The following is a 23715-nucleotide window of genomic DNA, read 5'->3' as shown; positions in this document are numbered from 1 at the left end:
CGCTCAGCTCACGCTTGCGCACCCGAAGAGCGATGTCGGTGCGGTATGCGAGCCTTCCGGCATGTCCGATGCTGATGCCGCCGCCACCGAGGTGGGTGAGGATTACCGGGATGCCGTGCTGGCAGGCCAGCAGTGGGTGAACCGCCACTTCCACGGCTGCGATTTCACCGATGCTGACCTGCGCGACCTGCGTACCAGTGGCTGCACCTTCACCGACTGCACGTTCGTCAGGGTCGATCTCGGCGAGACTCACCATGACGCCACGGCGCTGCGCGGGTGCACGTTCGACCGGGCCAACCTGATCGGCAGCTCCTGGACCCGCTGCAGCCTGCTCGGCTCCGTTTTCGTGGCCTGCAGGCTGCGATCGGTCGCCTTCTGCGAATGCGACCTGACGTTGGCGAGTCTCGCCTCGGCGGATCTGCGCCGTACCGATCTGTCGGAGCTGCGGCTGCGCGAGGCCAACCTCGGCGAGGCCGACCTGCGCGAGGCGAACCTGCGCGGTGCCGACCTCACCGGCGCGCGCCTGCTGTACACCCGCCTCGACGGCGCCGACCTGCGCGGCGCGTCGCTGGAAGCCGATGCCCTCGTGCAGGCCGCGCTGCGCGGCGCGCACGTCGATCTCGACACCGCGCTCGCCTACGCTGCCGCGCACGGCTTGCGGGTCGACCTCAACTACGGAACGGACGGCTCGTCCGTTCCGTAGTGGGCGCCGAACGTCAGGTTCGGCGCCCACCCTCAGTCGACAGGGGGGTCGCCGGGGTCGAGCTCGATCAGCACGCCGTTGTCGAGGAGTTCCTGCACAGATGCGGGCAGCAGGTAGGCGTGCCCGCCACCCGGCTGGTTGAACCAGGGGATGGCCACGCCGGTGAGTGCTTCGATGGGCCGCTGGACGCGGTAGACGTGGTACGTCCGGTGCACCCACTCGGGCACCAGGGAACGTTCCTCGAACGGAGTTCCTGCCGCGTAGGTGAGATTGCCGTCGGGCGAGCCGAAACGGTCGAGCTCGCTGCCTGCCGGGAGCTGCCTGAGCTCCTTGCCCCGGAACAGCGTCAGTGGCGGCTCTCCTGGCAACGGCTGGATCGGCCACTGCTGGCCCGGGGCAGGCCGTGCCGTGGCGACGGCGGTGCTGCCCGGCGAGAGCTGCTGCGCGGGTTCGGGGATGGGTGCCTGCGCACCGTGCGGCGCGCCCGCGGCATGCTCGCCGTGCTGTGTCGCAGCGGGCTGCTCGGCGGACGGTTGCTCGGCAGGCGGTTGCGGCCCCGGCGCGGCGAGCGCTTGCCGCTGGGTTCCGGCTGGTTCCGCGCCGTGCAACTCAGTGCTGAGCGACTCATCGTCAGCGCCATACAACCCGGCCCCGCGCGGCTCGGCAGCCGCGCCCCCTGCCGTGTCGTGCTCGCTGAGCAGTAGCTTGCCGAGCATGAACGCGGCGGCATCCGAGGCGTCACCGAACACCGCGGGGTTGCTGAGCCGCTCGTCGTACCAGCCCACGCGCCATCCGCTCGCCACCTGTTCGAGGCTCCACGCGTGCCGCGCGGGTTCCCCGATCCGGTACCGGGAAGGGTCGATGCCCAGCTCGTTGAGCCTGCTGACGAGCTGATCGATGGCCGCGACCCCGGCGAGGCCGCCGGAGCCGGGTTCCTCCCCGGCGACCGCGCCCGCGGGCTGGCCGTTCGGGGCCTGCTCGCGCATCAGCTCGCTCTGGCCGCGCTGCTCCTGCGGAGGTGGCTGCGGGGCCGGAGGTGGCTGCGGCGGCGGTGTCGCATGCGACGTGGTCGGCGCCTGCGGGGAGTGCGGCGCCTGCTGCGCTTGTGGTGGCGGTGGCGGGGCGTGCCGCGGCGGCGGCCCGGGCTGCGCGTTGTTGCCGGTGATGTAGGCGCTGGCCGCGGCTCGTTGCCCCTCGCTGACCTCACCGACGGTGAAGGAGTTCGCCCTGATGTGCGCCACGAGGTCGGGTTCGGGAGCGACGCCGTGTTCGCGCAGGTAGTAGTTCACTGCGGCAGGCCAGATCCACGTGCCGTCGCTGTGGAAGGCGATGGGAACCGCGGGCTCCGGCTGCGGTGCCAGCCGGTCGAGGTCCATACCGTTACCCGGTAGCACCACAGGTGCGGCGTCCAGGTACTCCAGCACGCGGTCGCGTTCCTCGGGTGCCAGCTCGGCGCGGTGGACCATCGGCCGACCCGAGGGATCGCTCCCGTCGAACACCCTCGCGAAGCGGAAGTGCGGGCCGCTGCGCTCCGGGCCGAGCCCGGCCAACCGCCGCATCAGCCACTCCGGCACGTTCTCCTCTGACCGGGGGAACATGCGGAGCTCGTCGGAGTAGGCAGCGGCGGGCGGCTCGACGTTCCACCGCGGTTCCTCCCTGTCGTAGTCCAGGTGGTAGCTGGCGGGAGCATCGAGCTGATACGCCGCGTTGAACCATGTTCCCCGCTGGTCGCGATACATGCCCGCGCGCAGCTTGCCGAACATCGTCGCGACCTCGTGGGTGGCGATCCACTCCCGAGTCGTGCCGTCGGTGAAGGTAACCTCTCCATCGAGCTCGTGGTACTTGCCCACTGCCCGGTACTCGACCGTGATGCTCTGCCAGTCCTCTGGGGCCGAGCGGAGCAGGGCGAGGCCGATCTGCTTGACCAGCGTGTCCTGCTCCGTCGCGTTGAGCTGCGTCGCGTGTGCCACCTCAATATCTTGACGTGGAACCCCGGCCTCTGCACAGGGGCGTGTGAGAAGCGCTGCGCACGAAAAACCCGACAGGGTCACAATCTGGCAGGCCGGGCACGTCCGAGGGTTCGCGTGACTGCGGTGCGTCACCGAAGTGGGTCCCCTGCACGGGGTACTGGCCTGTCGCGAGCGTGACCGCTTGACGGCGTACCGGCTGCGGCCGGGGGAACGGCGAAGGATGACAGAGAGCCTCACCTCGGGTCTCGCCTCGACAAGGATCGCGCGGCGAGCCGCCAAGCTCGTGGGTGCGCTGCTTGCACTGCTCAGCGGCGCCGCGCTGGCGGTGCAGGCGCGCATCAACGGCCAGCTCGCTACCGAGCTGGGGGACGCGATGCTGGCCGCGGTGATCTCCTTCGGCGGCGGGCTCGCCGTGCTGGTGGTGTTGCTGCCGCTGGCACCCGGCATGCGAACTGGGGTACGCAGGCTCGTCAAGGCCCTGAATTCGGGTGTCGTCCGGCGTTGGCACCTGCTCGGTGGGGCGGGTGGCGCGCTGCTCGTGGCCAGCCAGTCGATCACCGTCGGGTTCCTCGGGGTCGCGTTGTTCACGGTGGGCGTGGTCGCCGGTCAGACGGTCAGCGGCCTCGTGGTCGACCGGGTGGGGCTTGGCCCGGCCGCGCCCCGCCCGGTGAGCGCACAGCGAATCGCCGGTGCGCTTCTCATGATCGTCGCGGTAGCGATCACGATGCGTGGCGGGATCGCGGTCGCGGGGCAGTGGGCGTGGTTGCTCGTGCTACCGCTGGCAGCAGGTATCGCCATCGCCGTGCAGCAGGCCATCAACGGCCGGGTGGGTGCCGCGACCCGCAACGCCATGACCGCCACGCTGGTCAACTTCACCGTGGGGTCGGTCGTCCTGGTCGCTGGCTGGTCGGTGTCGCTGGTCGCGCGCGGCGGCCCGACCGGCTTCCCGGCACACCCCGGGCTGTACTCGGGCGGTCTGATCGGGATCACGGTGATCGCCGTGGCGGTGATGGTGGTGCGCTGGATCGGGGTGCTGGTGCTGGGGTTGGCGACCATCACCGGGCAGCTGGCCGGGTCGTTCGCGCTCGACCTGTTTCTGCCCGCGCACGACGAGGGAGTCACGGCAGCCACGGCGACGGGCTTGCTGCTGGCGCTGCTGGCCACGGCCATCGCCTCGATCCCCCACAGCCGCTATCCCCGCCGAGGTGCTCTGCGAGAATGACCCCGCCGGTGCTCGCTTGCCAGCGGCGAGGCGCGGGTACGGAGCGAGCGCGAGAGCGAGACAGGAGGGTGCGCTGTGGCCACGCTGCTTGACGGGCGAGCAACCAAGGACGCCGTGTTCGCCGAACTCGCGCCGCGGGTGGCCGCGCTGCGCGAGCGGGGAGCCGATCCGGGACTGGCGACGGTGCTCGTGGGCGACGATCCGGCGTCGCGGAACTACGTGCGTTCGAAGCACCGGGATTGCGAGACGGTCGGCGTGCGCTCGATCAGCAAGGAGCTCCCCGCCGACGCCACCCAGCAGGATGTGGAGGCGGTGGTCGACGAGCTGAACCACGATCCGGCGTGCTCCGGCTACATCGTGCAGCTCCCGCTGCCCGAGAGCATCGACTCCGGGGCGGTGCTTGAGCGCATCGACCCGGCCAAGGACGCCGACGGGTTGGCCCCGGTCAGCCTGGGGAGGTTGGTGCTCGGCGAGCCCGCGCCGGTGCCGTGCACCCCGCGCGGCATCATCGAGCTGTTGCGCCGGTACGAGGTGCCGATCAACGGTGCCCGGGTCGCCGTGATCGGCAGGGGGATCACCGTGGGGCGCACGCTCGGCCTGATGCTCACCCGCAAGTCCGAGAACGCCACGGTCACGTTGTGCCATACCGGCACGCGGGACCTCGCGGCCGAGACCGCGCGCGCCGACATCGTGATCGCCGCGGCTGGGGTGCCGCACCTGATCACTCCGGAGCACGTCAAGCCGGGAGCGGCGGTCCTCGACGTCGGTGTCTCCCGGGTGGAGGGCGCATTGACCGGTGACGTGGCGCCGGACGTGGCCGAGGTCGCAGGCTACCTGTCTCCCAATCCGGGCGGTGTCGGTCCGATGACCAGGGCGATGCTGCTGAGCAATGTCGTCGAGGCCGCGGAACGCGCCGCCGACGCGCCGGAGCCACACCGGTGCGCGGGCTGATCCCGCGGCTGCCACGCAGGGACCATCCCGCGCTGGTCCACGCGCCGTTCCTGGTGGTGCTCGCCATCGTCGCGGGGGGCATGGTGCGCATCGCGCAGTACCACTGGCGTGAGGGAGCCGCGTTGATCGCACTGGCGCTAGTGGTCGCCGCGGCGTTGCGCGCTGTGCTTCCATCCGAACGAACCGGACCGCTTGTGATCAGGGGACGGCTCGTGGACGTGCTGTGTTACGCCGCCCTCGGGGTCATGATCCTGCTGGTCGCGCTGACCATCACCGGAGGACCGTTCCACTAGCCGGTATCAGCTCGCGGTCGCGTCGTGACGCCACTGTCGTCGTTGCCGGACCGCTACGGGGCGACGGTACGCGCGCCACCCGCCGAGGTGCCCGCGCCGCGTGGCGGTGACGCGGCGCGGGCGAGCTCGCCTACCTTTCCGGGGCGAGAACCTCGGAGTCCGGGCCGGGGTAGAGCAGGCTCTCGTGCCCGTCGGAGAAGCGGACGAGGTACGGTGGCGCGCCGTCCTCACCGCGGACTTCGATGATCTCCGCGTGCTGCTCGCCCGCCCCGACCGTACGGCCGTGTATCAGGATCCGGTCACCAGCACTTGCTCGCATTACCGACCACCTCCACGTGCCGAGCTCCCTTCCAGCGTAGGAGAATCGCGCTCTGCCCGTCGATGCCACGGGGCGCTTCCGTTTCCGTCCAGTGCCCCTCCATGGGGTGACCGTCGCGATCCCGTTACGGTGAGCGCGTGGCCGAGGTCATCGATGTCGTCGATGGTGAGTGCGGGGAGATCGCACTGCGCTCGGACGGGGAGCACTTCGAGGTGATCGCCGACGGGGTGTTCCTGATGGACACCCGTAACGGTGATTCGGAGAGGCTCCTCGTCACCACTGCGATCGACGAGCTCGCCGCTGACCGGGGACCGGTTACCGGTGGGTTACGGGTGCTCATCGGGGGCTTGGGGGTCGGGTTCTCGCTGCGTGCCGCGCTTGATCATCCGGCGGTCACCGAGGTCGTCGTGGTCGAACGGGAACCGGCGGTGGTGAAGTGGAACGTCCGCGGGCCGTTGCGGCGGGTGAACGACGACGCACTGGACGACGCGCGGGTGCGCGTGATCCAGCAGGACCTGCTCGACTGGCTGCCGCGGGCGCGGGAGCGGTTCGACGCGATGTGCCTGGATATCGATAATGGTCCGTTATGGACAGTGAGTGCGGGTAACGCGCACCTGTACTCCGACGACGGCGTCGAGCTCGCCGCCGCACGGCTGCGCGAGGGAGGGGTGGTGTCGGTGTGGGGAGCAGAGGACGACGCGACCTTCACCGCGCGGTTGCAAGCGCGGTTCACCGAAGTGCGTCGGTTGCACGTCCCGGCGCGCCGGGGTGAGCCGGACGTGATCTGGCTGGCCGCCGACCGTCGAGTTGCCTGCTGCCCGCCGCGGGAGCATGGTGGGAGGGCATGACCCCCAATCCCGCCCACACTCGAAGAGGAGGTGCCGTCATGGCTACGTGCGACGTGTGCGGGAACGACTACTGGATGGCTTTCGAGGTCCACACCGCGAGCGGTCATCGCCATACGTTCGACTCGATCGAATGCGCTGCCCAGCGCATCGCCCCGGAATGCGAGCACTGTCGCTGCCGGATTCTCGGACACGGAGTCGAGATCGACGGCCGGTTCTTCTGTTGCGCGCACTGCGCGCGTACGGCCGACTCCACGAAGGGGATGGATATCCGCGACACGGTCGGCGTGCACCCCGGCTGAGTGCCCCGGGGCGAATGCTCCGGCGGGCGTATCCGTGGTGTCCGCCGGAGCGGTACCGTACGGCCATGACCGTCGCAGGCAGGCATGTCGCGCTGCTGCTGGTGCTGCCTGCGGCGGTGCTGGGCGGTTGTGGCCTGGCCATCACCGGCTCCGCCGAGCCTGCGGCGCCGGATCTCGGGATGATCGCGGGCACCTGGGAGGGCAGTTACGTCTGCCCGCAGGGACCTCAGGGCATGAGCGTGACGGTGGACGCGGCTGGCGAGCGCGGGGAGGCGATCGTCGAGTTCTACGAGGTCGCGGGCAACCCGGGGGTCGGGGAGGGTAGCTACGCCGCGAGCGTCGAGGTGAACGGCGACGGGAGCGTGGTGTTCACCCCACAACGCTGGATCGAGCACCCCGACGGTTACGAGATGGTGCCGCTGGTGATCGGCGATGTGGTGCGTCCTGGGATGACCGAGTTGTCGGGTGCGGTGGACGCGCCCGGATGCGAGGGGGTCTGGCTCGAACGCCAGTGAGGTGATCGGCACGGCGGCCAGTGCGCGGTCGTTGCCCGACCGTCGACGGCTCGCATCCTTCCGTAGCACGATAGGAGGAAGGGCTGCGGAGCGGGTATTACTGCTGGGTAACCAGGGTGTCGGCGACAGGCGGACCGTTTACCAGTACGCTTGTACCGTTGGCACGACTCGAGCTCCGGCCCGCTCGCCGGGGCCGTGATCCGGCGGGTAGACCGCCCGGTGGGCACCCTCGCCTGCCGGACGAGGGGGCGGGCCGTCCGCTGAGCAGCGCTGACAACGACAACGCGCGAAGATCCGCGAGAGGAGCACCCGGCGCTCATGGGCAAGATCAAGGTCCAGGGCACCGTCGTCGAGCTGGATGGCGACGAGATGACCCGCATCATCTGGCAATTCATCAAGGACAAGCTGATTCATCCGTACCTGGACGTGAATCTCGAGTACTACGACCTGAGTATCGAGGAACGCGACCGTACCGATGATCAGGTCACCGTCGACGCTGCCAACGCGATCGCCAAACATGGCGCCGGTGTGAAATGTGCCACGATCACGCCCGACGAGGCGCGTGTCGAGGAGTTCGGCCTCAAGAAGATGTGGCGCAGCCCGAACGGCACGATCCGCAACATCCTCGGGGGTGTCGTCTTCCGCGAGCCGATCATCATCTCCAACATCCCGCGCCTGGTACCCGGCTGGACCAAGCCGATCATCATCGGTCGTCACGCTCACGCCGACCAGTACAAGGCCACCGATTTCAAGGTTCCCGGGCCCGGCACCCTCACCATCACCTACACCCCGGACGACGGTTCCGAGCCGATGGAGTTCGAGGTCGCACGCTATCCCGAAGGTGGGGGCGTCGCGATGGGGATGTACAACTACCGCAAGTCGATCGAGGACTTCGCGCGGGCTTCGTTGCAGTACGGGCTCGACCGCAGCATGCCGGTGTACATGTCGACGAAGAATACGATCCTGAAGTCCTACGACGGCATGTTCAAGGACGTCTTCGCCGAGGTCTACGAGTCGGAGTTCAAGGCGGATTTCGAGGCCAAGGGCCTCACCTACGAGCACCGGCTGATCGACGACATGGTCGCTGCCTCGTTGAAGTGGGAAGGCGGCTACGTATGGGCCTGCAAGAACTACGACGGTGACGTGCAGTCCGACACCGTAGCCCAGGGCTTCGGCTCTCTCGGCCTGATGACCTCGGTGCTGCGCAGCCCGGACGGGAGGACTGTGGAGGCCGAGGCCGCCCACGGCACGGTGACCCGCCACTACCGCCAGCACCAGCAGGGGAAGCCGACCTCGACGAACCCGATCGCCTCGATCTTCGCGTGGACCCGCGGGCTGGACCACCGCGGCCAGCTGGACGGCACACCCGAGGTGGTCGACTTCGCACGCACGCTGGAGCAGGTCGTCATCGAGACCGTGGAGAGCGGCAAGATGACCAAGGACCTCGCGCTGATCGTTGGCGACGACGTCCCGTACCTGAACACCGAGGACTTCCTGGCAGCGCTGGACGAGAACCTGCAGAAGAAGATGGCCAGCCGGTAGCGCTGGGTGCGAGCCGAAGGACTCCTCGGGTACCGAATATGTACCGAAGGGTCCCTTCGGCTCGCACCCCGGCCACGGTGGCGCCCGTGTGACGCCGTCCAGCCCGCCACCACGGGTGGTGCCAGGCATACTGGTGTGGGTGGCTGGAGGTGATTGTTGAAGCTTGCCGATGACGGTGGTGCGTTGGAGCGGCGCCGCCAGGTGCCGGTCACGCGGTGGCAGGAGCGCACCGCGGTCAAAGGGGGACCAGCCGTGCACGCGGTGGCGCGCGCGGGCTGGGCCGCCGGTGGCGCGCTGGGCGCGGTGCTCGCTCCCGCTGTCGTGGCACTGTCCGGTGCGCTGGGCGGTGCGGGCGCAGGCGCGGTACTGGCGGTGCTGGCCGTGCTCGTGATCTCTGGTGCGGTGCCGGGTGCCGTGCTCGGGGCGCTCGCTCAGCACGGGGCGCGCGCCTGGTTGTGTGCCCCGACCGAGCGGGAACGCGAGGCCGAGCGCAGGGTCGCGGCGCGCGCCGAGCGGCTGGACGCCGCCGATCTGGATCCCGATGGCCGCTGGGCGGGCCACTACCGTGGTTGCGCCTCAGCGGTGACGTCGTTCCACGAGCTCGTGGACACGATCCCGGAGGGGCCGGGCAGGCGATGGCTGGTCGACATCGGTGATCGGCTCGACGCCGAGCTCGACGAGGCGCTGCGGCTGGCGCGGCTCGGGCAGCAGTTGGAGCGCGGCGAACCGGCAGGGGATGAGCGGGACGACGTGGAGCGTATCGCCGAACGGTTGCGGTCGGCCGAGGCCGACTTCGCCGCGACCACCCAGCGGGCAACGAGGATCGCGGTGGACGCCGCCGCTGAGACCGGCTTGGAGCGCCTCCACGCCGAACTCGACGTGCTCGCCGCGCAGGCCCCGCAGCTGCGCCTGCCACGCGGCCCGCAGGGGTAGCGCCCCGCTCCCACCTCCGCCGGTGCGGGTACCACGTTTCGCGGGCTAACCGTGGGGTGCGTATCGCGTTCAGCCCGCTAAACGTCGTCGCCTGCCTGGTGCCTGCTGGGATCCCGGTGCCAGGATGTCGTGGCGTGCCGGTACTCTCCGCCACGTGCTTACGGTTTCCACAGTTAACGTCAATGGGTTACGTGCCGCGACGCGCAAGGGGTACGTGGAGTGGCTGTCGGCCACCAAGGCTGACGTCATCGGTTTGCAGGAGGTTCGGGCCGAGCCCGACCAGCTGCCCGCCGGGGTGCGTGAACCCGAGGGGTGGCACTGCACCATCGCGCCCGCCGCGGACAAGGGGCGCAACGGGGTGGCCCTGCTGTCCCGGCAGGAACCCGACGAGGTGCGGGTGGGGTTCGGCTCCGCCGAGTTCGACGGGTCGGGGCGCTACCTGGAGTACGAGTTCCCCGTACTGGTAGTCGGCTCGCTGTACCTGCCGAGCGGTGAGGTCGGCACGCCGAGGCAGGACGAGAAGGAGCGCTTCATGGCCGAGTTCCTGCCCTATCTGAGCGACCTGCGCACCCGGGCCGAGCGGGACGGCAAGCAGGTTCTCGTGGTGGGGGACTGGAACATCGCGCACGCCGAGATCGACCTGAAGAACTGGAAGAACAACCAGAAGACCGCCGGGTTCCTCCCCGAGGAGCGCGCGTGGTTGACGCAGGTGCTGTCCGAGGCTGGGTACGTTGACGTGCACCGCACGCTCGATCCGGACGGCCCCGGCCCGTACTCCTGGTGGTCCTACCGGGGCAAGGCCTTCGACAACGACGCGGGCTGGAGGATCGACTACCACATGGCCACCCCCACACTGGCCGAACGCGCTCGCGAGGCCGTTGTCGAACGCGCCCCCAGCTACGACCAGCGGTGGTCCGACCACGCCCCCGTCACGGTGACCTACGACTGGACCCTGGACTGACTCAGGTGGGGAGCTGAACGTGGCGCTGGTTCCGTAGAAGGCGCTGAATGTCACGTTCGGCCCGACCCCCACAGGCGCCACGCGCGCGGGGCACGGCCGGGTTGCTCGCCCCCGGCTTCCGGGAACCGGAGTCGTACCCGCGCGCCGCCGAGCGAACTGCGTTCGATGTGGATGCTCCCGTCGCAGGACTCGGCAGCCGAGCGGGCGATGTCCAGCCCGAGCCCGGTCGAGCGGGCGCTGCTCGCGCCGCGACGCACGGCCCCTTCGGGATCGGCGATGCCGGGACCGCCGTCGTCGACGACGAGCGTGACCCAATGGGCATGAGTGACCAGGAAGACGGCGAACGGCGTCCCCGCCTGCGTGTGCTGGAAGACGTTGACCAGCAACGAGTCCAGCACCCCCTGCGCGGCATCCCGCGACAGGTCCACCAGTGCCGGCTCGCCGTCAACCTCGATCTGGTGCTCCCGCCGTTGGGCCTCGGCGAGTGCCGCCCAGAAGGCCATGCGCTCACGCACCAGATCATCCAAGTCGCAGGGCTCGCCCCCGCAGGCGCGTCGCGGGTCTGACGTGCTGATCACCCGGTTGACCTCGGCATCCAGTGCGGCGATCGAGTCGCGGATGCGCTCGCCCACCGCGCCGGGACCGACCGCTTCGGCGTCGAGCCGCAGTGCGGTCAGCGGCGTGCGCAGGCGGTGGGACAGGTCGGCGACGAGCTTGCGTTCGTCGGTACGCAGGTCGGCCCAGCGGCGGGCGATGGTCGTCAGCGCCGTGCGCAGCCGTGTCAGCTCAGCAGGGACCTGCCACGGGATCGCGATACGCTGATCGCCTGGTCCGAGGGCCGCGGCCGCGTCGGCCAGTGTGCGGACGGCGTCGACGACCGGCCGGGATCGCCGCCGCACGACGGCTGCCGCGACGAGCGTGCCAGCCAGCCCAGCGCCCAGCAGCAACGCGAACCGGCCTGCGAATCCCTCGCTGAATCCGCGCCGCGGCACGGCCACCTCGACCACCCCCGCGTGCTCGCCCGCGACGCCGACAGGATGCAGGTAGGTGATCTCCCTGCCCGTCCTGGTCGTCACGGGCTCGTGTGCGTTTGCCGCCGCGCGGATGTCGGCCGGTGCCGCGTGGCTGTTGCCGATCACGTCCTCGCCAGGCAGGTGGACCGCGATCCGTCCCTGGCGGCCAGCCGGGGTGCGGGCGGCGACCCGACGGATGGCCTCCGCCCGGGAGGTCACCGCCACGACCGCCACGACATGTTCGGCCTGCCGCTGGTACTCGGCCTCGACGCGCTGCCGCGTGGTGAGGTGGTCAAGCAGCGCCACCGTCCCCAGCACCGCCACGAGGCAGCACAGCGAGCTCAGCAGGACCGTGGTGGCGAACACCGCCCTCATGTCGGTTCGCTCAGCTTCAGCCCCACCCCGCGGACCGTGCGTAGGTACCGGGGTTCGGCCGCGGACTCACCCAGCTTCCGGCGCAGCCAGGACACGTGCACGTCGATGCTTTGGTCCGTGCCCCGCTCGTCTTCCCGCCAGACGCTGTCCAGCAGCGACCTGCGGCTGACCACCCGGCCCGGCTGCTCGGCGAGGTAGGCGAGCAGGTCGAACTCCTTGCGCGTGAGGTCCAGCTCGACACCGCCCAGCGATGCGGTCCGCCGGGCGGTATCGATCCGCAGCTCGCCGACCTCGAGGACGTCCGTGCCGGGATCGGCTGGAGCGGTGCGTCGCAGCAGCGCGTACATGCGCGCGATGAGCTGCTTGCTGGAGAACGGTTTGACCACGTAGTCGTCCGCGCCGTCGTTGAGCAACGTGACGATGGAGGTCTCGTCGCTGCGCACCGTCGCGACGATCACGGGTACCTGACTGACAGCGCGGATCATGCGCAGCGCAGCGGAACCGTCGAGATCCGGCAGGCCGAGGTCGAGGATGATCAGGTCCGGCTGCTGCTCGGCGGCCTCGGTGAGCGCCTTGGCGGCCGTGCCGACCGCGCGGACGGCGAAGCTGTCCTCAGCGAGAGCGCGCACGAGCGCCGCCTGGACAGCGGGATCGTCCTCCACGAGCAGGACGGTGTACATGGCGCCACCCGATGCGTTCAGCGGTACATCGTGGTCGGTTCACCGGCATATCGTGCGATCGCGGCGAAAACTACCAGCTCGACAGGGACCGCGCCACGGTTCCTTCGTTTCCCATCTCGCCCGGTTAAGGCAACCGGAGCCCGCGTTTAAGGATCCGTTAGGGCGCTCGCGCCTAGGGTTGGCGCCACGGCGGATGGGGGATCTCCTGCTCAGCCGCCGCGGGACACCGTCGTCGATGCGAGGAGGTGCCGGTGGCCGGGATCGTGCTGCATCGGCTCGGTAAGCGGTACGCTGACGGCACCCGCGCGGTCGACAACCTGGATCTGGACATCTCCGAAGGGGAGTTCCTCGTCCTTGTCGGGCCGTCGGGGTGCGGCAAGACCACGGCGCTGCGCATGATCGCCGGGCTGGAAGAAATCACCGAGGGGACGGTCCGTATCGGTGGCCGTGTCGTGAACCGGCTCGCCGCCCGCGACCGGGACGTGGCGATGGTGTTCCAGTCCTACGCGCTGTACCCGCACCTGAACGTCTACGACAACATCTCGTTCGGACTGACCCTGCGCAAGCTCCCGAAGGACGAGATCGACCGGAGGGTTCGGGAGGTGGTCCGCACCCTGGACCTCGCCGATCACCTGCACCGTAAACCGAAGAACCTCTCCGGCGGGCAGCGCCAGCGGGTATCCATGGGGCGGGCGATCGTACGGGAGCCACGTGCCTTCCTGATGGACGAGCCTCTGTCCAATCTCGACGCGAAACTCCGCGTGCAGATGCGCGCTGAGATCGCGCGCATCCAGCGGGACCTGAATGTGACCACGGTATACGTCACTCACGATCAGATCGAGGCGATGACCCTCGGCGACAGGGTGGCGGTGCTGAAGCGGGGTGTGCTGCAGCAGGTGGGTCCGCCGCAGCAGCTCTACGACCGCCCCGCCAACCTCTTCGTCGCCGGGTTCATCGGGTCGCCGGGGATGAATCTGCTCCGCGCGAAGCTCGAACACGCCGGTGGGAGCGAGAGTTCCGGTTACACCGTCGCGATCGGACAGCAGCGGCTGGCGCTTCCGCCTGCCGTGGTGGCGCAGCGGCCAGCCCTTGAGGCCTACCGGGGTGCCGCGATCGTGCTCGGCATCCGGCCGGAGGACATGGAGGACGCGGCGCTGTCGCCTGGTGAAGGCGATACGGCTGACACGCTGTCCTCGACCGCGGACCTGGTGGAAGCCATGGGCTCGGACGTTCTTGTGCACTGTCCCCTGGAAACCAGCGGCGTCGTCACCGAGGCGACCCACGACCTGTCCGGGGGATCCGGCGCAGCGACATCCGGCGAGTCGACAGTGGTAGTCGGCCGGTTCAGCCCGAGGACCAGGGTTTTCGAGGGGCAGCGAATCCGGATCCGTGTGGATGTCTCCCGGATGCATTTCTTCGACCCGGGCACCGGTCTGGCCATCGCGCACGGTGCGATGCCACCCCGGGTCGCCGTCGCTGACACGTAAGGAGATCGGCCCATGCTACGGAAACCGCAGGCAGGAATCGGGATCGCCACGGTCGCCGCACTCGGACTCGCGGCCTGCTCGCCCGCGGAGACCAACGGAGGCGGCGAGGCCGCCCTCGACGACCTCGGGCTGCCCGACCTGAGCGGCCACGAGCTCGAGGTCGCCACCCCGTGGACCGGTGACGAGCAGGAGGCCTTCCTCGACATGCTGGCCGCGTTTGCCGACGCCACCGGCGCCGAGGTGCGGCACGCCTCGATCGGCGACGACCTGGCCACCGTGCTGCAAACACGTATCGACGGGGCTGACCCGCCGGAGGTGGCGGTGATCCCGCAGCCGGGGCTTGTCGAGCAGTTCGCCCGCGACGGCGCGCTCGTCGAGCTGCCCGGCGAGGCACGGGAGCGGGTGGCCGAGCACTACATCGACCTGTGGCGCGATCTGGGCACGGTCGACGGCACCGAATACGGCGTGTACGTCAGGGCGTCGAACAAGTCCACCTTCTGGTACAACACGGAACTCTTCGACGAGGTCGGCGTCTCGCCGCCGGATACGATGGATGAGCTGCTCGAGACCGCGCGAGTCCTGGCCGACAGCGGCATCGCGCCGTTGTCCGTCGGTGGCTCCGACGGATGGGTGTTGACCGACTGGTTCGAGAACCTCTACCTGCGGATCGCCGGCCCCGAGATGTACGACCGGCTGGGCGAACGGGAGGTGCCGTGGACGCACCCGACGGTGGAGGAAACGCTCGAGTTACTTGCCGAGCTGTTCGACGAGAACTTCCTCGCAGGCGGTGTCAGCGGCGCGCTGCAGACCGACTTCTCGACGTCGATCGTGAACGTGTTCGGGCCGGATCCCGAGGCCGCGACGATCTACGAGGGGGACTTCGTGCGCGAGGTGATCGACGTCAGCACCGATGCGGTTCTCGGCGAACAGGCGCGGTTCTTCCCGTTCCCGACCGTCGAGGGGGCCGAGGAGAGCGTGGTCGTGGGGGGCGATGTCGCGGTCGCGTTCGTCGACGACGAGGCGACGCGGGAGCTGATGGCCTACCTGGCTACCGCGGAAGCGGGGGAGATCATCGCCGCGGGCGGGGTGTCCGTCTCGCCCAACCACGACGTTCCGCTCGACACCTACCCGGACGAGCTGAGCCGGGACATCGCGGAGCAACTGCGGGATGTCGGGGAGAACGTCCGCTTCGACCTGTCGGATACTGCCCCGGCGGCGTTCGGCGCGACACCCGGGTCCGGTATGTGGGCCGAGTTGCAGGACTTCCTTTCCGATACCGGCGACATCGAGGGGACGATGGAGCGGCTCGAGTCGAGCGCGGCCCGCGCGTACGGCGAGTAGCCGAGGGTGGCTCGACCGATGAGAGTGGACGGCAGGCGGCACGCCGCTCACGGTGGCGACACCGGCACAGCGGACACCGGCGACGAGACCGGCGAGGAGGCGGGCTCGCAGCGTGGTGGCGGCAGGCGCGCGGCGCTGTTCCTGTGGCCGTGCCTGGTGATGCTCACCCTCTACATCGCCTACCCGCTGGCGTATTCCTTCGGCAGGAGCCTGTTCGACAGCTCGGGGGAGACGTTCGTCGGGTTGGGCAACTACATCACGGCGTTCACCGACGAGCGGACCTTGGTGGCTTTGCGGAACAGCCTCATCTGGGTGCTGGTGGCGCCCACCCTGGTGACTTCGTTCGGCCTGCTGTTCGCGGTGCTCACCGAACGCATCCGGTGGGCGACGGCATTCCGGCTGGTGCTGTTCATGCCGATGGCGATCTCGCTGTTCGCCTCAGGGGTCATCTTCCGGCTGGTTTACGACACCGATCCCGAGCTAGGGGTGGCCAACGCCGCGGTGGTGACGGTGCACGACATGTTCGCCTCCGCCTCGCAGTACCCGGGGGCCCGGCCCCGGTACGAGGACGAGATGGTGCCCGCGCGCGATGGCGATCCGGCCGGTTTCGCCACCGCGGAACCGGCCGGTCCCGGCGAGGTCGTCAGTGTCCCCATGGTCGGTGTGCGGCCGCAGGACGCCCCGGAGCAGGCGCGCCAGGCGCGCGAACCGGAGGGCAGTCCGGGGGAGCTGCGCGGGGTGGTGTGGCTGGACGTGTCCGGTGCCACCGGCCGGGATGGGATGATCGATCCGGCCGAGCGGGGCATGTCCGGGCTCGCGGTCGAGGCGGTGCGTGACGGTGAAGTGGTGGCCACGACCACCACCGCCGACGACGGCACCTTCCTGTTCGGTGACCTCCCGGACGGCGCGTACACGATCCGCTTGCCTGGAGCGAACTTCGCGGAACCGTTCCGCGGGCTGACCTGGCTCGGGCCGGAGCTGGTGACCCCCGTGATCATTTCCGCGTGGGTGTGGATCATGACCGGTTTCGCGATGACGTTCATCGCCGCCGGGCTGTCGGCTATCCCGCGCGAGGTGCTCGAAGCCGCGCGTGTCGACGGGGCCCGCGAGGGACAGGTGCTGCGCAAGGTCACGATCCCGCTGCTCGGGCCGGTGCTGATTGTCGTGTTCGTCACGCTGGTGATCAACGTGCTCAAGATCTTCGACCTGGTCTACGTGGTTGCCCCTGGGGCGTCCCAGGCGGCGGCGAACGTGCTGGCTGTGCAGATGTGGCAGGTGTCGTTCGGCGCGGGCGGCAACCCAGGGCTGGGCAGCGCATTGGCGGTGCTGCTGTTCCTGCTGGTGGTGCCTGCCATGGTGTTCAACATCCGCAGGCTCCGGAGGGAGGGACCGTCATGACGGTCGTGGCGGTGCCGGGCACGACGGGAACCACGGCGGGCGAGCAGGTGCCCGACCCCCCTGCCCGTGGCCTCGCCTCCCGCCTGGTCGGCTGGCTGACAGGCCGTCTCCTGGGCGGGCTGCTCGTGGTGGTCGCGCTGTTCTGGTTGATGCCCGTGCTCGGCCTGCTCGTCTCGTCGCTGCGTAGCGAGGCGGATAACCGCGCAAGCGGGTGGTGGACGGTGTTCACCGCGCCCGCCCAGCTCACCGTGGCCAACTACGAGAACGTGGTGCGCGACGAGGCGCTCGCCCGGTCATTGTGGAACACGGTGCTGATCTCCGTTCCGGCGACGTTGCTGGTCGTGGTGCTTGCCTCGCTGGCTGCGTACGCGCTGGCGTGGATCGACTTCCGCGGCCGCGACTGGTTACTGCTTGGCATTGTGGCCATGCTGGTCATGCCGATCCAGATGGCGCTGATCCCGATCGCGAAGCTCTACAGCGTGCTGGGGATGTTCGGTTCCATCGCGGGCGTCGTGCTGTTCCACGTGGCGTTCGGGCTGCCGTTCGGGGTGTTCCTGCTACGCAACTTCTTCGCCGGGATCCCGAGGGACCTGCTGGAAGCGGCACGCATGGACGGCGCGTCGGAGTGGGTGATCTTCCGCCGGGTGGTGGTGCCCGTCGGGCTACCCGCGATCGCCTCGCTTGCGATCTTCCAGTTCCTGTGGGTGTGGAACGACCTGCTGGTCGCGCTCGTGTTCGCCGGACAGGACAACCAGCCGATCACCGTCGCGTTGCAGTCGCAGCTACGCCAGTTCGGTTCCAACATCGACCTGCTGGCCGCGGGCTCCTTCCTGTCGATGATGGTGCCGCTGGTCGTGTTCTTCTCGTTGCAGCGTTACTTCGTGCAGGGCGTGTTGGCGGGGTCGACGAAGTAGGGACATGGCACTGGGCGGTGGGGTTCACGCGCCGGGATCGTCGACGACGCCGAGGAAGAGGGCGGCACCGGTGGCGGTGTCGCGCACCGCGAAGGCGAAGCTCCGGTCGACGACCACCTCGGTGAGCATCGGTGCGGACTCGACCATCACACCGCCGGTCACCGCCGCGGCTTCGGTTCCGGACTCGTCGACCTCGACGACGGCTTTCTGCACCACCGTCTCCAGGAACGGGTTCTCCAGCGACATCGGGGTGAAGTCGTGGCCGTTGCCGAACGCCCGGCGCATGCCCAGCTCGTGCAACGGCCCGGTGAGATCGTGTTCGGAGGAGACGGTGAACCGGGGCAGCACCACCCGCAACCCGTCCGCCTCGCTCGCCTGCTCGGACAGCTCGCTCCAGCCCTGATCACCGAGACCGTCCAGCGCCTCCCCGACCGGTGTGCCGTCGGCGGGCAGCAGCACCTCGAAACCGAAACGGCCGTCCTCCCCGTAGGGCAGCCGCGCCAGCAGCGTGTCCCCGTCCTCGGCGGTGGCGACCGCGGCGGGCATGTCGTCGGACTCCATCAGTTCCGCGGTGACGGTCGAGCCGTCGTCCCTGGTGAACGTGCCGTCGCGGGTGTCGTCGGGGTCGAACTCCGTGCTCCACGTCCCGGCGAAGTGGGTGGCGTTGGCCAGCACGGCCACCGCGTTCCCGCGCGGCAGTCCGAGCGCTTCGGTGATCTCGTCGATCAACCCGCCGGTTCGGTTGTTTGCCCACTCGTCGATCTCGGTGACTTCGTCGACGTCGCTCAGGTCGAGCTCGTCGACACTCGCGCCGAGCGCCCCGGTGGCGGTCTCGCGGAACCGGTCGGTCAGCGGGTAGCCGGGCGTCGTCCACACCGCGTTAGCGAGGGCGAGGTGGACGTCGTCGGTGTCGGCCAGCTCCAGCAACAGCGCTCCGACCTCTCCCTCGGCGGGCGCGTCCTCCTCGACGCCGAGAACGTCGGCGATCTCCCCGGCCGTCTGTCCACCGGCCCCCGCGAGGATCAGCGACAGCGCCGCGCCCGCCGACAGCGGGCTCAACGCCACGTTCGGTTCGCCCGCACCGGCCATGAGCTCGTCGAGCAGGGCGAAGCCGAACGCGTCGAACCCGGCGGCGGTCTCGCTGATCACCGTGTCGGGATGGTCCGCCAGGTCCCTGTCGATCCGGTCGATGTCACCGGCAGCGGCACCCGCCTGCCCACACGCCGCCAGCCCGAGCGCCGTCCCCGCCAGCAGCCCGGCCGTTCGTGTCCGCATCCGTGTCTCCGGTATCAGTGTGTTCGGTATCTGGGTGTTCGGTATCTGGTGCCGTGATGGTCGTTGGGAAGACGTCTCGTCACCGTGGCGCGGTTGCCTGTCTGCTTGGATCCGCACGGTGGGGTGACGGTGCCGGGAACGTGCGCGTCGCTGAGGGTGCCCGCGCGGGGGTTGGGGGACGATGCATTGCGATAGACAGGTGACCTGCTGCGCCGAGTGGGGACCCGATGCGCTCAATGGGTCTCACTTCCGGTAGTTTCTGGGCGACGCAGTTGGCCATCCCTCGCTAGGGTTAGTGAGGCGCAAGGCTGGAGGTGCTTTCCGTGCGTAGTCGACATTCGCGGCGAATCGCCGTCGCGCGATGCGCTCGACACGCGGGGCTGAGCATCGTGGGGGCAGCAACACTCCTGCTCGTCGGGTCGGGCACGGCTGCGGCCACCACGTTCACTGTCGCGCAGGTCACACCGGCCGGGGTGCCGTTCGGCCTGCTGGGGCCCGTCGGTCTGATCGCGGTGATCGGCGGGGTGAGCGGCATGCTGCTCGGCCTTGCCCGCTCGGCGCGCAAGCGGCGTTCCGAACAATCCGTCGGCGCATTCGCCGGTGCGGGACAGGCGGCCGGGCACGCCTCGGCAGGCGGTCCGTACACCGCGCGATCCTCCGATCGCGGGCGCTCTCCCGCCATCTGAACCACCGAGCGAATCCTGGCGGGCGAGCGGCGCTCGCCCGTAGCCTCGCGATCATGGCCGATTCGCAACCGATCGCACCACCGAACAGCTCAGCCCTACGTCGCGCGCTGCGCCGGGCCGAGGACGGGGCGACGCTCGATGTCACCGAAGCGACGACACTGCTGCACGCTCGTGGGGAGGAGCTGGAGCGGTTGCTCACCGCCGCGGCACGGGTGCGGGACGCGCACCTGGTCGATCAGGGCCGCCCCGGCGTGGTGACCTACAGCCGGAAGGTGTTCGTCCCGCTGACCAGGCTGTGTCGCGATCGCTGCCACTACTGCACCTTCGTCTCGGTGCCAGGCAAGCTCGACCACCTGTTCCTTGAGCGTGACGAGGTCGTCGAGATTGCCCGCGCCGGGGCCGAGGCGGGCTGCAAGGAAGCGCTGTTCACCCTGGGGGACCGCCCTGAGGACCGGTGGCCGCAGGCGAGGGAGTGGCTCGAACACCGCGGGTACGCCTCCACACTCGACTACGTACGGGCCTGCTCGATCGCGGTGCTCGAGGAGACCGGGCTGCTGCCGCACCTCAACCCGGGCGTGATGAGCTGGGAAGAGATCCAGCGACTCAAACCGGTCGCGCCGAGCATGGGCATGATGCTGGAGACCACGGCCGAGCGCCTGTGGTCGGAGCGCGGGCAGCCGCACTACGGCAGCCCGGACAAGGAGCCGGCGGTACGGCTGCGGGTGCTCGACGACGCCGGACGTGTGGGGGTGCCGTTCACCACCGGCATCCTGGTCGGCATCGGCGAGAACCTGACCGAGCGCGCCGAGTCGCTGCACGCCATCCGGCGGCGTGCCAGGCAGTACCGCAACATCCAGGAAGTCATCGTGCAGAATTTCCGGGCCAAGCCGGATACCGCGATGCGTGGCGAGCCGGACGCGGACCTGGTGGAGCTGGCCGCGACGGTGGCGGTGGCGCGGTTGTTGATGCCGCCGGGGGTGAGCGTGCAGGCGCCGCCGAACCTCGCCGGTGACGAACACGACCTGCTGCTGCGCGCGGGCATCGACGACTGGGGCGGCGTGTCCCCCGTGACGCCCGACCACGTCAACCCCGAGCGGCCGTGGCCGCAGATCGACGCGCTGGAAGGTTGGACCTCCGGTGCGGGTTTCGAGCTGCGCGAGCGGCTGACGGCGTATCCGCGGTACGTCCGGGTACCGGAGAAGTGGATCGACATCCGGTTGCACGACCACGTGCGGGCACTGGCGGGTGCCGACGGGCTCGCCGCATCGGATGCCGTCGCGGCGGGCAGACCGTGGCAGGAACCCGACGGCGGGACCGCCACCACGGGGCGCGCCGACTTGCACGAGGCCATCGACACCGAGGGCAGGACCGGCGACAGGCGCGGCGACTTCGACAGCATCTACGGTGACTGGGAGGTGCTGCGCGACCAGGTGGCCGCCCAACGGGTGTCGGAGCGTCTGGACGGCGACACGAAGACCGGGCTCGACCTAGCGCAGCGTGACCCGGCCGCGCTGCTCGACGAGGCCAACGCCGGCGCCGCGATGGCGCTGCTCACCGCGGACGGGGCCGCGCTGGACTCGCTGGCCGGGCTGGCCGACGAGCTGCGCGCCGACGTCGTTGGCGACGACGTGACCTATGTGGTCAACCGGAACATCAACTTCTCCAATGTCTGCTACGTCGGGTGCCGGTTCTGCGCCTTCGCGCAGCGGGAGCGCGACGCCGACGCGTTCCGGCTGTCGGCGGCCGAGGTCGCCGAGCGGGCCGCCGAGGCTGCCGAGGCCGGTGCGACCGAGGTGTGCATGCAGGGGGGCATCGATCCCCAGCTCCCGGTGACCTACTACGCCGAGATCTTACGCGCGATCAAGGCCCGCGTGCCCGGCATGCACGTGCACGCGTTCTCGCCGATGGAGGTCGTCTCGGCGGCGGCGAAGTCCGGTGTGAGCGTCACCGAATGGCTCACCGAGCTGCGCGATGCCGGTCTCGATTCGGTGCCAGGCACTGCGGCGGAGATCCTCGACGACGACGTCCGCTGGGTGCTGACCAAGGGCAAGCTGCCCGCGGCGAGCTGGGTCGACGTGATCAGCACGGCACACCGGTTGGGAATCCCGTCGAGCAGCACGATGATGTACGGGCATGTCGACCACCCGGAACACTGGCTCGGGCATCTGCGGGTGCTGGCCGGGGTGGCCGACAGCGCCGCCGAGCACGGCGCCGCCGGGTTCACCGAGTTCGTGGCGCTGCCGTTCGTCCACCACAACGCGCCGATCTACCTGGCTGGGGTGGCCCGCCCCGGCCCGACGGTGCGGGACAACCGTGCGGTGCACGCCTTCGCCCGGCTCGCCCTGCACGGCAGGATTGCCAACGTGCAGTGTTCCTGGGTCAAGCTCGGCGAGGAAGGCACCGCACAGGTGCTGCGTGGTGGCGTCAACGACGTGGGCGGCACGCTGATGGAGGAGACCATCTCGCGGATGGCGGGCTCCGAGCACGGCTCGTCCCGCACGGTCGAGGAGCTGGAGCGTCTCGCGGGTCTGGCGGGCAGGCCCGCGAGGCAACGCACCACCACCTACGGCTCCGTCGACCGTGTCCCGTCCCCCGCTGTGTGTGCGATGCATCACACTTCCGAGTGATCATGCAGGTCACTGTGGCCGGGTATTGCTGTGTACCTGGCCGCTACCTCGGGTTCAGCGTAAGCCACCATCCGTTCATGTCTCCTTCGTAGGTTCCCGTGCGGGACGCGATGGCGCGTTCTCGAACGACTGGCGAACCTTCCCGAAGGAGCTCGAACATGCACAGATGGCGTTCCACGGCCGTCGCCTGCGCGGCCGCCCCGGTCCTGGTACTGGCGGCCTGCGGCACGGGGGACGGTGACGGCGGCGGAAACGCACCCGACGGCGGGGAACTGTCCGGCAGTCTGACCGGAGCGGGGGCGACCTTCCCGACACCGGTGTTCCAGGAATGGCAGCAGGCCTACGGCGCCGAACAACCGGGCGTCAGCATCAACTACCAGAGCATCGGCTCCGGCGGCGGGATCGAGCAGTTCCTGGAGAGCACGGTGGACTTCGGTTCCTCGGAGCGGTACCTCGACGACGTCGACCTGTCCGAGGCACGGCAGTCCAGGGTGGATGCCACGGGTGTCGAGGACTGCGAGCCGATCCAGTTCCCCGTGCTCTTTGGCTCGGTGGTGATCGCGTTCAACGACCAGGACCTCGACGGGATGGTGCTCACCGCGGAGACGATCGCCAAGATCTTCGACCGCGAAATCACCAACTACAGCGATCCGGAGCTGGCCGAGCTCAATCCCGACATGGACCTGCCGGATCAGGACATCGTTCCGGTTCACCGCTCCGACGGTTCCGGAACCACCTACGTGTTCACCCACTACCTGTCCCACGAGGTCGACGAATGGGCCGAGAACTACGGCGAGGGCACCGAGGTGCAGTGGGCGTCCGGAACCGTCGGCGGCCAGGGCAACGAGGGCGTGTCGGCCAACATCAACCAGAACACCGGGGCGCTCGGCTACGTCAACCAGGCCTACGCGCTCGAGGCCGGCATGCCGCAGGCGCAGGTGATCAACGCCGACGGTGAAGCCGTCTACCCCACGCTGGAGGCGACGACCGAGGCCTCGGAGGAGGCGGAAATCCCCGAGGGCTTCCAGTTCGATATCGACGACATCGGCGGCACCGGCTACCCGATCGCCGGGACGAACTGGATCTTCACCTACGAGTGCGGTTACGACGAGACCACCGGCGAGATCCTGCGGGATTACTGGACGTGGGCCGTCACCTCGGACGAGGCTCGCGAGCTGGCGCTGGAGCTCGGCTACGCACCGATGGGCGAGGAGCTGGCCGAGCGGGTGACCGGGGAGATCGAGCGGATCAACAGCAAGGCCGTCGACGGCGCCGAAGTCGAGAACTGACCTGTCCCTACCGGGGCGGGCGCGGCCGCGAGGTCGGGAGACGCCCGCCCGGGTCGCCCGCCGCTCGACGACCC

22 protein-coding genes are annotated in these 23715 nt (G+C 69.5%); 17 read left to right on the top strand and 5 right to left on the bottom strand.

Going from position 1 to position 23715, the window contains the following annotated elements:
* The first annotated feature begins 61 nt into the window (after window positions 1-61).
* The gene (locus F8178_RS11180) at window positions 62-703 is read left to right on the top strand and encodes a pentapeptide repeat-containing protein (protein WP_317494682.1); all 642 of its coding nucleotides are present in this window, start codon (window positions 62-64) and stop codon (window positions 701-703) included.
* Window positions 704-735: 32 nt separating this feature from the next.
* Here the strand turns inward: F8178_RS11180 and F8178_RS11175 are convergent, their stop codons facing one another.
* On the bottom strand, window positions 736-2673 hold the full coding sequence (locus F8178_RS11175) for a glycohydrolase toxin TNT-related protein (RefSeq protein WP_317494681.1): 1938 nt from the start codon (window positions 2671-2673) through the stop codon (window positions 736-738).
* 220 nt (window positions 2674-2893) lie between these two features.
* On the opposite strand from F8178_RS11175, the gene F8178_RS11170 reads away from it, so the two are divergent.
* The 3 genes from F8178_RS11170 (at window position 2894) to F8178_RS11160 (ending at window position 5139) form a co-directional block, all read left to right on the top strand.
* On the top strand, window positions 2894-3895 hold the full coding sequence (locus F8178_RS11170; RefSeq protein ID WP_317494680.1) for a DMT family transporter: 1002 nt from the start codon (window positions 2894-2896) through the stop codon (window positions 3893-3895).
* Between the two features lie 75 nt (window positions 3896-3970).
* On the top strand, window positions 3971-4846 hold the full coding sequence (locus F8178_RS11165) for a bifunctional methylenetetrahydrofolate dehydrogenase/methenyltetrahydrofolate cyclohydrolase (RefSeq protein ID WP_317494679.1): 876 nt from the start codon (window positions 3971-3973) through the stop codon (window positions 4844-4846).
* Window positions 4834-5139: a DUF3017 domain-containing protein gene (locus F8178_RS11160; RefSeq protein ID WP_317494678.1), complete on the top strand. Its 306-nt coding sequence runs from the start codon at window positions 4834-4836 to the stop codon at window positions 5137-5139. Before F8178_RS11165 ends, F8178_RS11160 begins: the two co-directional genes overlap by 13 nt.
* Window positions 5140-5269: 130 nt before the next feature.
* On the opposite strand, the gene F8178_RS11155 is transcribed toward F8178_RS11160, so the two are convergent.
* Entirely contained in the window at window positions 5270-5458 is a 189-nt protein-coding gene (locus F8178_RS11155) for a DUF1918 domain-containing protein (protein WP_317494677.1), read from the bottom strand.
* Between the two features lie 137 nt (window positions 5459-5595).
* On the opposite strand from F8178_RS11155, the gene F8178_RS11150 reads away from it, so the two are divergent.
* The 6 genes from F8178_RS11150 (at window position 5596) to F8178_RS11125 (ending at window position 10556) form a co-directional block, all read left to right on the top strand.
* On the top strand, window positions 5596-6306 hold the full coding sequence (locus F8178_RS11150; protein ID WP_317494676.1) for a spermidine synthase: 711 nt from the start codon (window positions 5596-5598) through the stop codon (window positions 6304-6306).
* Window positions 6307-6344: 38 nt separating this feature from the next.
* Window positions 6345-6605, top strand: a complete 261-nt coding sequence (locus tag F8178_RS11145) for a Prokaryotic metallothionein (protein WP_317494675.1) — start codon at window positions 6345-6347, stop codon at window positions 6603-6605.
* 65 nt (window positions 6606-6670) lie between these two features.
* The gene (locus F8178_RS11140) at window positions 6671-7120 is read left to right on the top strand and encodes a hypothetical protein (RefSeq protein WP_317494674.1); all 450 of its coding nucleotides are present in this window, start codon (window positions 6671-6673) and stop codon (window positions 7118-7120) included.
* 318 nt (window positions 7121-7438) lie between these two features.
* The gene (locus F8178_RS11135) at window positions 7439-8662 is read left to right on the top strand and encodes an NADP-dependent isocitrate dehydrogenase (protein ID WP_317494673.1); all 1224 of its coding nucleotides are present in this window, start codon (window positions 7439-7441) and stop codon (window positions 8660-8662) included.
* A gap of 156 nt (window positions 8663-8818) precedes the next feature.
* The gene (locus F8178_RS11130; RefSeq protein ID WP_317494672.1) at window positions 8819-9595 is read left to right on the top strand and encodes a hypothetical protein; all 777 of its coding nucleotides are present in this window, start codon (window positions 8819-8821) and stop codon (window positions 9593-9595) included.
* A 154-nt stretch (window positions 9596-9749) separates the two neighbouring features.
* On the top strand, window positions 9750-10556 hold the full coding sequence (locus F8178_RS11125; RefSeq protein ID WP_317494671.1) for an exodeoxyribonuclease III: 807 nt from the start codon (window positions 9750-9752) through the stop codon (window positions 10554-10556).
* Window positions 10557-10606: 50 nt separating this feature from the next.
* Here the strand turns inward: F8178_RS11125 and F8178_RS11120 are convergent, their stop codons facing one another.
* Together F8178_RS11120 and F8178_RS11115 are read right to left on the bottom strand one after the other, a co-directional pair.
* Window positions 10607-11944: a HAMP domain-containing sensor histidine kinase gene (locus F8178_RS11120; RefSeq protein ID WP_317494670.1), complete on the bottom strand. Its 1338-nt coding sequence runs from the start codon at window positions 11942-11944 to the stop codon at window positions 10607-10609.
* Window positions 11941-12624: a response regulator transcription factor gene (locus tag F8178_RS11115; protein WP_317494669.1), complete on the bottom strand. Its 684-nt coding sequence runs from the start codon at window positions 12622-12624 to the stop codon at window positions 11941-11943. Before F8178_RS11115 ends, F8178_RS11120 begins: the two co-directional genes overlap by 4 nt.
* Window positions 12625-12875: 251 nt before the next feature.
* On the opposite strand from F8178_RS11115, the gene F8178_RS11110 reads away from it, so the two are divergent.
* Genes F8178_RS11110 through F8178_RS11095 form a run of 4 tightly spaced genes read left to right on the top strand, consistent with a single transcriptional unit; the run spans window position 12876 to window position 17764 of the window.
* The gene (locus F8178_RS11110) at window positions 12876-14111 is read left to right on the top strand and encodes a sn-glycerol-3-phosphate ABC transporter ATP-binding protein UgpC (RefSeq protein WP_317494668.1); all 1236 of its coding nucleotides are present in this window, start codon (window positions 12876-12878) and stop codon (window positions 14109-14111) included.
* Between the two features lie 12 nt (window positions 14112-14123).
* On the top strand, window positions 14124-15452 hold the full coding sequence (locus F8178_RS11105; protein WP_317494667.1) for an ABC transporter substrate-binding protein: 1329 nt from the start codon (window positions 14124-14126) through the stop codon (window positions 15450-15452).
* Between the two features lie 18 nt (window positions 15453-15470).
* The gene (locus tag F8178_RS11100) at window positions 15471-16850 is read left to right on the top strand and encodes a sugar ABC transporter permease (RefSeq protein WP_317494666.1); all 1380 of its coding nucleotides are present in this window, start codon (window positions 15471-15473) and stop codon (window positions 16848-16850) included.
* On the top strand, window positions 16847-17764 hold the full coding sequence (locus tag F8178_RS11095; RefSeq protein ID WP_317494665.1) for a carbohydrate ABC transporter permease: 918 nt from the start codon (window positions 16847-16849) through the stop codon (window positions 17762-17764). Before F8178_RS11100 ends, F8178_RS11095 begins: the two co-directional genes overlap by 4 nt.
* A gap of 24 nt (window positions 17765-17788) precedes the next feature.
* Here the strand turns inward: F8178_RS11095 and F8178_RS11090 are convergent, their stop codons facing one another.
* Window positions 17789-19039 carry a serpin family protein gene (locus tag F8178_RS11090; RefSeq protein WP_317494664.1) on the bottom strand — a complete coding sequence of 417 codons (1251 nt, stop codon included), beginning with the start codon at window positions 19037-19039 and terminating at the stop codon, window positions 17789-17791.
* A gap of 389 nt (window positions 19040-19428) precedes the next feature.
* On the opposite strand from F8178_RS11090, the gene F8178_RS11085 reads away from it, so the two are divergent.
* The 3 genes from F8178_RS11085 to pstS all read left to right on the top strand — a co-directional run bounded on the left by F8178_RS11085 (window position 19429) and on the right by pstS (window position 23641).
* A complete protein-coding gene (locus tag F8178_RS11085; RefSeq protein WP_317494663.1) occupies window positions 19429-19725 on the top strand; it encodes a hypothetical protein in 297 nt (98 codons plus the stop codon).
* 53 nt (window positions 19726-19778) lie between these two features.
* Window positions 19779-22352: a bifunctional FO biosynthesis protein CofGH gene (locus F8178_RS11080; RefSeq protein WP_317494662.1), complete on the top strand. Its 2574-nt coding sequence runs from the start codon at window positions 19779-19781 to the stop codon at window positions 22350-22352.
* A 158-nt stretch (window positions 22353-22510) separates the two neighbouring features.
* Entirely contained in the window at window positions 22511-23641 is a 1131-nt protein-coding gene (pstS, locus tag F8178_RS11075) for a phosphate ABC transporter substrate-binding protein PstS (RefSeq protein ID WP_317494661.1), read from the top strand.
* Window positions 23642-23715 lie beyond the last annotated feature (74 nt).

This window comes from Haloechinothrix sp. LS1_15 (assembly GCF_033042135.1).
In the GTDB taxonomy this organism is placed as follows: domain Bacteria; phylum Actinomycetota; class Actinomycetes; order Mycobacteriales; family Pseudonocardiaceae; genus Haloechinothrix.
Note: the sequence above shows the minus strand (reverse complement) of the source record. Positions and strands in the feature narration are given on the sequence as shown.

Excerpts from the sequence above, each read along its gene's own strand:
- F8178_RS11095 (WP_317494665.1), top strand. The coding sequence starts at position 16,847 with ATGACGGTCGTGGCGGTGCCGGGCACGACGGGAACCACGGCGGGCGAG.
- pstS (WP_317494661.1), top strand. The coding sequence starts at position 22,511 with ATGCACAGATGGCGTTCCACGGCCGTCGCCTGCGCGGCCGCCCCGGTC.
- F8178_RS11105 (WP_317494667.1), top strand. The coding sequence starts at position 14,124 with ATGCTACGGAAACCGCAGGCAGGAATCGGGATCGCCACGGTCGCCGCA.
- F8178_RS11140 (WP_317494674.1), top strand. The coding sequence starts at position 6,671 with ATGACCGTCGCAGGCAGGCATGTCGCGCTGCTGCTGGTGCTGCCTGCG.
- F8178_RS11115 (WP_317494669.1), bottom strand. The coding sequence starts at position 12,624 with ATGTACACCGTCCTGCTCGTGGAGGACGATCCCGCTGTCCAGGCGGCG.
- F8178_RS11080 (WP_317494662.1), top strand. The coding sequence starts at position 19,779 with ATGGCCGATTCGCAACCGATCGCACCACCGAACAGCTCAGCCCTACGT.
- F8178_RS11100 (WP_317494666.1), top strand. The coding sequence starts at position 15,471 with ATGAGAGTGGACGGCAGGCGGCACGCCGCTCACGGTGGCGACACCGGC.
- F8178_RS11170 (WP_317494680.1), top strand. The coding sequence starts at position 2,894 with ATGACAGAGAGCCTCACCTCGGGTCTCGCCTCGACAAGGATCGCGCGG.
- F8178_RS11120 (WP_317494670.1), bottom strand. The coding sequence starts at position 11,944 with ATGAGGGCGGTGTTCGCCACCACGGTCCTGCTGAGCTCGCTGTGCTGC.
- F8178_RS11145 (WP_317494675.1), top strand. The coding sequence starts at position 6,345 with ATGGCTACGTGCGACGTGTGCGGGAACGACTACTGGATGGCTTTCGAG.
- F8178_RS11135 (WP_317494673.1), top strand. The coding sequence starts at position 7,439 with ATGGGCAAGATCAAGGTCCAGGGCACCGTCGTCGAGCTGGATGGCGAC.
- F8178_RS11155 (WP_317494677.1), bottom strand. The coding sequence starts at position 5,458 with ATGCGAGCAAGTGCTGGTGACCGGATCCTGATACACGGCCGTACGGTC.
- F8178_RS11090 (WP_317494664.1), bottom strand. The coding sequence starts at position 19,039 with ATGCGGACACGAACGGCCGGGCTGCTGGCGGGGACGGCGCTCGGGCTG.
- F8178_RS11180 (WP_317494682.1), top strand. The coding sequence starts at position 62 with ATGTCCGATGCTGATGCCGCCGCCACCGAGGTGGGTGAGGATTACCGG.